Here is an 8,978-nt window from a genome sequence, read left to right on the forward strand (position 1 = left end):
CCAGTGCTAGCTTTGCGTACCGTCACTTATTGCACTGAAAACGAGGAGACCCCATACACCACGAGTGCACCGCGCGCTTCCAGCGCGGGCACCAGGTCCTGCCGCAGGAAGGTGGTTTTGCCCACACGGCGTATGCCCGACAGCAGCACGCCTGAGCGTACGTTCATCTGCAGGGGCGACGGCTGTAGCAGTTGCTGCGCCATCTGCTCGGCGTAGGCGGTGCGGTGAAAAACGTCGGTGGCCATGCTTACCTCTTTTTATCTTTTACAGGTTAATTATCTGTTTTGGATAAAAAAAGATAAAGTGCCATGCTGCAACCCCTGATCCCCCTACAGGCCCCCGCGCTCACAAAAAAGCCCGCGCTGGGCGGGCTTGAGGCGGTCAAACGTTGCGTGTCAGACGCGAGGCACAGGGGTGCCTGAATTGACGCACAGCGCCATGTTCAGCGCCTTCACGGCAGTCTTGTAGTCTTCGCGCTCGATCACGAACTGCATGTTCACCTGGCGCAGGGTCTGAGAGACGCAGTTCACGTTGACGTGGGCATCGGCCAGCGCCTGCGCTGCCTTGGCCAGCACACCGGGGATGCTGATGTTGGAGCCGATAGCGCACACGATGGCGCTGGGCTTGATGGTCACGACCTGGTAGGTCTCCTCCAGCTCGGCCACCAGTTCCTGGGTGGCTTGGCTGTCCCACACCAAGTGGGCGATGGAGTTGGCGTTGGTGGCCTTGAGGATGTAGCTCACGCCGTGCTTGCAGAACACTTCCATCAGGCCAGCGTCAAAGCCCACGGTGCCCACCATGCTGGGGTCGTGGATCTCGATCAGCGTGACCTTGTCGGTGCCGGTCACGATCTCGACGCGGGCGCGCTCGCCCACGAAATCTTTGGTGATGAGGGTACCGGGGTGGTCGGGCTCGAAGGTGTTCTTCAGGCGGATCGGAATGCCTGCCAGCTCCATCGGCTTGGCGGCCTTGGGGTGGATGGCCTCCATGCCCACGTCGGCCAGCTGGTCTGCCACGTCGTAGTTGGTGGCGCCCACCACGATGGCGTTTTCCAGGCCCACCAGGTTGGGGTCGGCAGAAGACAGGTGGAATTCCTTGTGGATCACGGCCTCGGCGGGGCGCACTTCCACGGCGATCTTGCTGAAGGTGACTTCAGAATAGCCGCGGTCAAACTCGCGCATGATGCCTTCGGTGCCCTTGGTGTAGCCGGTGGCCACCACCACCTTGTCAGAGAGGTCCAGGCCCTTGAAGCTGTGGGCAATGCGCTCGTCAATGGTCCAGGCTTCGTTGTCGTCAAAACCAGCCAGATCCATCAACACAGCGTTGACGCCGTTGGCCTTGAGGATCTCGACCGAGTTGAACGCGCTGTGCGATTCACCAATCGATGCCAGCACTTCGCGCGCTGCCAGCAGCACATCCTTGCGGCTGAGGTAGCCGCTGGCCAGCACATGGTGCATGGCGTTGAGGTATTCGCGGGCCTGGCCAATGCGCTGGTCCACAAAGGCATCGGCCACATCCAGCGGCAGGCCCAGGTCGGCGTAGCCTGCGTTGAGCTTTTTCAGGCTGGTGGCCAGGTTGGCCAGTGCGTCCTGATAGCCCTTGCCTTCGGCAAACAGGGCGTAAATGCCGCGCTCGCCCGTTTTCTTGTGCTCCAGCAACTGGTTCGTCACGCCCGAGTAGGCAGACACCACGTAAATGCGGCCGTAAATCCGAGAACGGTCGTACAACATGATGTGGCGCAGCACATCGCCAAAGGCGGTCATGGAAGTGCCGCCGATCTTCTCGACAGAGATCTTGGAGTTTTGAACGTCTTGCATGGACAGGCTCAGGAGAGCAAAAAAGTGGAAAGCCGGGGCGAAATTGCTGCCACAGGTCGCGCAGCAGCAAGCCCAGTATTTTCCATCACTTTTGTCGGCGCACATCGGCCCTGCCCCATGGCTGTCATGCGGTGCACAGCCACTACAACGCCAGCCTGTGATGCGCTGCGCTTTGAGGAAACCGACTTTGGTCGTGGCCAGTCAAGGCCTGGCGTTGTCGTGCGCCTCGTATTCAGGCTCGGCGGAGATGAAAGGCCGGGTTTGATCTTCAATGTCTGACGGCGCAGCTGCAGAGGCCTTGGGCAAGCTGTAAGTCAAAATGAACAGACCCAGCAGCGCCGACAAGATCGAGCCTGCATAGACGCCCAGGCGCACCGGTGTGGCCAGCGCGGGGTCGGTGAACGCAAGCGCCCCCACAAACAGGCTCATGGTGAAGCCCACCCCCGCAATGCAGCCCACGCCCACGATTTGCATCAGGTTGCCCGGCGTTCTGGCCTTCATTGCCAGGGCGCCCAGGTAGGTCATCACGCCAATCCCGAGCGGTTTTCCCACCGCCAAGCCCAAGGCAGCGCCCAGCGTGACCGGGTGGGTCAGGTAGGCGCCTGCGCCATCCAGACTGATACCGGCATTGGCGAACGCAAACACCGGCATGATGCCAAACAGTACCCAGGGTCTAAAACTGTGCTCGGCCTCATGCAGGGGGCTGTGGCCTGCCTTGTCTTTCAAGGGCACACAAGCGGCCACGATCACGCCACCGATAGTGGGGCTGATGCCGGATCGGTACATCACGACCCAAAGCACCACGCCCACCAGCATGTACAGCCCGATGGAGGCGATCTTCAGACGGTTCATCACCACCAGCACCGCCGCCACGCCTGTTGCCATGACCAAATAGTTCACCAGCACTTCTTCGGTGTAGAAAAATGCAACGATCAGGATCGCGCCCAGATCGTCCACCACCGCCACGGCCAGCAAAAAGGCTTTCAGTGCCGCAGGCACGCGGCTGCCCAAGAGCGAGAGCACACCAAGGGCAAATGCAATATCGGTGGCAGCAGGGATCGCCCAGCCCCGGGTAAACCCGGCGCTACCAGCGAGCGCAAGATACATCAGGGCGGGCGCAGCCATTCCACCCGCTGCAGCCAACACAGGCAACAGCGCCGCCTTCGGGTCTGACAACTGGCCCTCCAGCATCTCCCGCTTGAGCTCCAGGCCCACGAAGAAAAAGAACAGCGCCATCAAAGCGTTCTTGATCCAGTAGGCCAGCTTCATTTCAATGCCGCCACCCGTGGGTCCAATGCTGAACGGGGTGGACAGTGCCGCCTGGTACGCAGTGCCCCAAGGCGAATTGACCACCACCATGGCCAACGCTGCAACTAACACGAGCAACGCGCCAGGCACGGCATCCTGGGGCAACAACCCCAGAAATTTCGGATGGGAAGCATTTGCAGCCATGGGTAATGACTTTCTGGGAGGGTCAATATTCGGGGGCAGATTCAGGCGATCGAGATCAAATAGCCCGTGTAGGCCGCATAACAACCGATGAACACCCAGCCTTCCCAACGGTGGATCTTGGCCCCGGAGCGCGCGAAGTACACCAGCAAGCCCGTGGCCGCCAGCATCACCCAGATATCAAACGCTGCGATTTGTGCGGGGATGTCGATGGGCTGGATCATGGAGGTGGTGCCCAGAATGAACAGCACATTGAAGATGTTGGAGCCAACGATGTTGCCGTAGGCCACATCGGCATGTTTGCGAATGGCTGCCATCACCGAGGTCACCAGCTCGGGCATGGACGTGCCCACCGCCACGATCGTCAGGCCGATGATGGTGTCCGACACCCCCAACCCCTTGGCCAGAGCAATCGAGCCATCCACCAAAAAACGTGCGCCAAAAATCGTGATTGCTATGCCAGCGACGGCCATTGCCACCGACAAAGCCATGGTCGCGGGGCCTTTTCGGGCGTCTTCCGCCCGGTGCTCGGCCACCACTGCAGCTTCGTCGGGGGACTGCCTTTCCTGCAGATAAACAAACACAATGTAAGCGAGCAAACTCACCACCAATAGCAGGCCAAGCGCCATGCCCATGCGCCCATAAAGCACCACAGCAAGGCAGGCCAGCGCGGCAAACGACACCATAAGCGCATCACGCTTGAAGCCCTTGGGGTTCACCGCCATCGGATAAATCACCGATGACAGCCCGAGGATGAACAAAATGTTGGCAATGTTGGAGCCCACTACATTGCCCACGGCAATACCGGCGGAGCCATTGAGGGCCGCGGTAAGGCTGGTGACCAGTTCGGGGGTAGAGGTGCCAAAACCCACCAGAGTCAGCCCGATCAACAGCGGCGATACCCCTAGCGCCTTGGCCGACGCCACCGCCCCACGCACCAGTAGTTCGCCGCCCACCACCAGCAATACCAAACCAATGGCGATATTCATCCAGGTATCCATGCGTTGGCCTTTCTGTTTCTCGTTGTAGATGTGTGGCACCAGCGGCGACGCGCATGACACAAAACCCAGATTATGTTGGTGAATCGAAAAAGCCTATTCTGCCAAGCGTTTTAAGGGGCCATAAAAAAAGCCCGAACCTCTGAGGGATCGGGCTTTGCAGGGATACCGGAGGGGCTGTCTACTTGCGCGCAGGCGGCACGTCCGTGCATGAGCCGTGGGCAATCTCTGCCGCCATGCCAATGCTTTCGCCCAGCGTGGGGTGCGGGTGGATGGTCTTGCCAATGTCCACCGCGTCGGCGCCCATTTCGATGGCCAGGGCGATCTCGCCAATCATGTCGCCCGCATGGGTGCCCACGATGCCACCGCCCAAAATCTTGCCGTGGCCATGGGCCTCGGGCGAGTCGTCGAACAGCAGCTTGGTGTAGCCCTCGTCGCGGCCATTTGCAATGGCGCGACCCGAGGCCGACCAGGGGAACAGGCCCTTCTTGACCTTGATGCCCTGGGCCTTGGCCTGGTCTTCGGTCAGGCCTACCCACGCCACTTCGGGGTCGGTGTAGGCCACGGATGGGATCACGCGGGCGTTGAAGGCGGCGCTGGCAAGTTCCTTGTTGCCCTGCAGTTCACCCGCGATGACTTCAGCCGCCACATGCGCCTCGTGCACCGCCTTGTGCGCCAGCATGGGCTGGCCCACGATGTCGCCAATGGCGAAGATGTGCGGCACGTTGGTGCGCATCTGGAAGTCGACGTTGATGAAGCCACGGTCTGTGACGGCCACGCCAGCCTTTTCGGCAGCGATCTTCTTGCCGTTGGGCGTGCGGCCCACGGCCTGCAGCACCAGGTCGTACACCTGAGGTTCAGGCACTGTCACGCCATCCTTGGCGGGTGCAAAGCTCACCTTGATGCCTTCGGGTGTGGCCTCGGCCGCCACCGTCTTGGTGTTGAGCATGATGTTGTCGAAGCGGTGGGCGTTCATCTTCTGCCACACCTTCACCAAATCACGGTCTGCGCCCTGCATCAGGCCGTCCATCATCTCGACCACATCGAGGCGCGCGCCCAGCGTGCTGTACACCGTGCCCATTTCCAGGCCGATGATGCCGCCGCCCAGAATGAGCATGCGTTTGGGCACTTCCTTGAGTGCCAGCGCGCCGGTGGAATCGACCACGCGTGGGTCTTCGGGCATGAACGGCAGGCGCACGGCCTGGCTGCCCGCAGCGATGATGGCGCGCTTGAACGCCACCACCTTCTTGGTGCCGGTCTTGTCCTGGCTGGTGCCGGTGGTTTCTTCCACTTCGAGGTGGTTGGCACCCACAAAGTGGCCGTAGCCACGCACCACGGTCACCTTGCGCATCTTGGCCATGGCGGCCAAGCCGCCGGTGAGCTTGCCGATGACCTTTTCCTTGTGGCCGCGCAACAGGTCCACGTTGACCTTGGGCGCGCCAAAGTCGATGCCAGCGGCAGACAGGTGCGACACCTCGTCCATCACCGCCGCCACATGCAGCAGCGCCTTGGAGGGGATGCAACCCACATTCAGGCACACGCCGCCCAGGGTGGCGTAGCGCTCTACCAGAATGACCTTGAGGCCCAGGTCGGCAGCGCGGAACGCCGCCGAGTAGCCGCCAGGGCCGCCGCCCAGCACGAGCACGTCGCAGTCCAGATCCGCAGAACCGCCGAAGCTGGCTGCTGCAATATTAGGAGCTGCTGGCGCTTGTGCAGCGGGCGCTGGAGCCGGTTTTGACTCAGAAGCCGGGGCTGCGGGGGCGGGTGCTGCAGCCGGTGCCGCACCGGCAGCGCCCTGCACTTCCAGCGTCAGCACCACGGCGCCTTCGGCGATCTTGTCGCCCAGCTTCACTTTCAGTTCCTTCACCACACCAGCATGGCTGGAGGGGATCTCCATGGAGGCCTTGTCGGACTCCACGGTGATCAGGCTCTGCTCGGCCTTAATGCTGTCGCCAGGCTTGACCAGCACTTCGATCACACCGACTTCGGCGAAATCGCCAATGTCGGGCACTTTGATGTCGATGATTGCCATGTGTCGGGCCCTCGCGTTACATCACGATGCGGCGGAAGTCCGCCAGCAGCGAGGCAAAGTACACGTTGAAGCGTGCGGCGGCGGCGCCGTCGATCACGCGGTGGTCCCAGCTCAGGGAGAGGGGCAGCATCAGGCGCGGGGCGAATTGCTTGCCGTCCCACTTGGGTTCGATGCTGCTCTTGCACACGCCCATGATGGCCACTTCCGGCGCATTGATGATGGGCGTGAAGTAGCGGCCACCGATGCCGCCTAGCGAGCTGATGGAGAAGCAGCCGCCCTGCATGTCTGCCGGGGCCAGCTTGCCTTCGCGCGCCTTGGCGGCGAGTTCGCCCATTTCCTTGCTGATCTGCACGATGCCCTTCTGATCGGCATCCTTGATGACGGGAACCACCAGCCCGTTGGGCGTGTCGGCCGCAAAGCCGATGTGGAAGTAGTTCTTCATCACCAGCTTGTCGCCGTCGAGCGAGGCGTTGAACTCGGGGAACTTCTGCAGCGCCGCCACGCAGGCCTTCACCAGGAAGGCGAGCATCGTGACCTTCACGCCGCTCTTCTCGTTCTCTTTGTTGAACTGCACACGGAAGGCTTCCAGGTCGGTGATGTCCGCGTCGTCGTGGTTGGTGACGTGCGGGATGACAACCCAGTTGCGGTGCAGGTTGGCGCCGCTGATCTTCTTGATGCGCGAGAGGTCCTTGCGTTCCACCGGGCCGAATTTGGCGAAATCGACCTTGGGCCAGGGCAGCAGGTCCAGACCCACGCCAGAACCACCGGCTGCCGGTGCGGGTGCCTTAGCGGCCTGGGCCTTGGTTTGCGCAGCGCCGCTCATCACCTGCTTGGTGAAGTTCTGGATGTCGTCCTGTGTGATGCGACCCTTGGGGCCGCTGCCTTGGACTTCTTCCAGCGGTACGCCCAGCTCGCGGGCGAACTTGCGCACCGAGGGGCTGGCGTGGGGCAGGCCCAGCGTGGCAGAGCCGGGCTGGTGGGCGGGGGCTGCCACCGTAGCCGTAGCCACCACTGGGGCTGCGGCTGCCATGGCGGGAGCTGGAGTCGAGGTTGATGCGGGCGCAGGGGCTGCTGCAACAGGTGCGGTGGCAGCAGGCGCAGCGGCGCTGGCCACGCCTTCCAGAATAGCCACCAGGTCGCCAATGTTCACGGTGTCACCGATCTTGACCTTGAGTTCCTTGAGCACGCCAGCGGCAGGCGAAGGAATCTCCATCGAGGCTTTGTCGGATTCGACGGTGAAGAGCGATTGCTCCAGCGCCACGGTGTCGCCGGGCTTGACCAGCAACTCGATCACGGCCACGTTCTTGAAGTCGCCAATGTCGGGCACGCGCACTTCCACGGGGCCTGCGGCTGCTGGCGCAGGTGCGGCGGCCACAGGGGCGGCCGTTGCAGCAGCCGGGGCGGCTGCGGGGGACGCGGCAGGTGCGGGCGCAGCCGCTGGGGCTGCGGCAGTGGCGCCAACGGCTTCCACCACGGCAATCACCGAGCCTTGCTTGACCTTGTCGCCCAGCGCCACCTTGAGTTCCTTGACCACGCCAGCGTGGCTGGAGGGGATCTCCATGGAGGCCTTGTCGGACTCCACCGTGATCAGCGACTGCTCGGCCTTGACGGTGTCACCCACCTTCACGAGCAACTCGATGACGCCGACTTCGTCGAAATCCCCGATGTCCGGGATTTGAATGTTGACCAATGCCATTGTTGTCTCCGTCTCGGGTTAGGCGTACAGCGGGTTGATCTTGTCGGCGTTGATGCCGTACTTGGCAATGGCTTCAGCCACCTTGGACACGTGTACCACGCCGTCGTCGGCCAGCGCCTTCAGTGCGGCGATCACGATGTAGTGGCGGTTCACCTCGAAGTGCTCACGCAGCTTGCTGCGGAAGTCTGAGCGGCCGAAACCGTCGGTGCCCAGCACGCGGTAGCTGCGGCCCTTGGGCACGAAGGGGCGGATTTGCTCGGCATAGGCCTTCATGTAGTCGGTGGATGCCACCACAGGGCCGCTGCGGCTGCCCAACTGGCGGGTAACGAACGGCACGCGTGGGGTTTCCAGCGGATGCAGCAGGTTCCAGCGGTCGGCGTCCTGGCCCTCACGGGTCAATTCGTTGAAGCTTGGGCAGCTCCACACGTCGGCCTGCACGCCCCAGTCGGCGGCCAGCAGGGTTTGGGCTTCCAGCGATTCACGCAGAATGGTGCCCGAGCCCAGCAACTGCACGCGCTTGTCGCCGTCGGCGCCGGGCTTGCACAGGTACATGCCCTTGATGATCTGCTCTTCCGTGCCGGGCAGCAGGCCAGGCATGGCGTAGTTCTCGTTGAGCAAGGTGATGTAGTAGAAGACGTTTTCCTGGCGCTCCACCATGCGCTTCAAGCCGTCGTGCATGATCACCGCGACTTCGTGGGCGAAGGTCGGGTCGTAACTCACGCAGTTGGGGATGGTGTTCGCCAGGATGTGGCTGTGGCCGTCTTCGTGCTGCAGGCCTTCGCCGTTCAGCGTGGTACGGCCCGAAGTGCCGCCCAGCAAGAAGCCACGCGCCTGCATGTCACCCGCCGCCCAGGCCAGGTCGCCGATGCGCTGGAAGCCGAACATCGAGTAGTAGATGTAGAACGGGATCATCGGCGCATCGGAATGCGAGTACGAGGTCGCGGCCGCGATCCAGGACGACATCGCCCCGGCCTCGTTGATGCCCT

The 8,978-nt window shown here is 62.3% G+C and carries 6 protein-coding genes and 1 pseudogene; all 7 read right to left on the reverse strand.

Annotated elements, in window-relative coordinates; translation table 11 throughout:
* Positions 1-26: 26 nt before the first annotated feature.
* A complete protein-coding gene (locus tag AADJ04_RS16670) occupies positions 27-245 on the reverse strand; it encodes a hypothetical protein (protein ID WP_341240299.1) in 219 nt (72 codons plus the stop codon).
* Between the two features lie 150 nt (positions 246-395).
* Positions 396-1,817, reverse strand: a complete 1,422-nt coding sequence (locus AADJ04_RS16675) for an aspartate kinase (protein ID WP_066783797.1) — start codon at positions 1,815-1,817, stop codon at positions 396-398.
* A gap of 201 nt (positions 1,818-2,018) precedes the next feature.
* On the reverse strand, positions 2,019-3,269 hold the full coding sequence (gene nhaA, locus AADJ04_RS16680; RefSeq protein WP_341240300.1) for a Na+/H+ antiporter NhaA: 1,251 nt from the start codon (positions 3,267-3,269) through the stop codon (positions 2,019-2,021).
* 41 nt (positions 3,270-3,310) lie between these two features.
* Positions 3,311-4,267, reverse strand: coding sequence for a calcium/sodium antiporter (locus tag AADJ04_RS16685; RefSeq protein ID WP_341240301.1), 957 nt, complete (start codon positions 4,265-4,267; stop codon positions 3,311-3,313).
* Positions 4,268-4,445: 178 nt separating this feature from the next.
* The gene (lpdA, locus tag AADJ04_RS16690; protein WP_341240302.1) at positions 4,446-6,296 is read right to left on the reverse strand and encodes a dihydrolipoyl dehydrogenase; all 1,851 of its coding nucleotides are present in this window, start codon (positions 6,294-6,296) and stop codon (positions 4,446-4,448) included.
* Between the two features lie 16 nt (positions 6,297-6,312).
* Entirely contained in the window at positions 6,313-7,992 is a 1,680-nt protein-coding gene (aceF, locus tag AADJ04_RS16695) for a dihydrolipoyllysine-residue acetyltransferase (RefSeq protein WP_341240303.1), read from the reverse strand.
* Between the two features lie 18 nt (positions 7,993-8,010).
* Positions 8,011-8,978, reverse strand: a pseudogene (gene aceE, locus AADJ04_RS16700) (pyruvate dehydrogenase (acetyl-transferring), homodimeric type); the annotation flags it as partial.

Source organism: uncultured Acidovorax sp. (genome assembly GCF_964021665.1).
GTDB lineage: Bacteria > Pseudomonadota > Gammaproteobacteria > Burkholderiales > Burkholderiaceae_C > Acidovorax > Acidovorax temperans.

Coding starts and splice junctions, on each gene's coding strand:
- AADJ04_RS16670 (WP_341240299.1), bottom strand. CDS start 245: ATGGCCACCGACGTTTTTCACCGCACCGCCTACGCCGAGCAGATGGCG.
- aceF (WP_341240303.1), bottom strand. CDS start 7,992: ATGGCATTGGTCAACATTCAAATCCCGGACATCGGGGATTTCGACGAA.
- AADJ04_RS16675 (WP_066783797.1), bottom strand. CDS start 1,817: ATGCAAGACGTTCAAAACTCCAAGATCTCTGTCGAGAAGATCGGCGGC.
- lpdA (WP_341240302.1), bottom strand. CDS start 6,296: ATGGCAATCATCGACATCAAAGTGCCCGACATTGGCGATTTCGCCGAA.
- nhaA (WP_341240300.1), bottom strand. CDS start 3,269: ATGGCTGCAAATGCTTCCCATCCGAAATTTCTGGGGTTGTTGCCCCAG.
- AADJ04_RS16685 (WP_341240301.1), bottom strand. CDS start 4,267: ATGGATACCTGGATGAATATCGCCATTGGTTTGGTATTGCTGGTGGTG.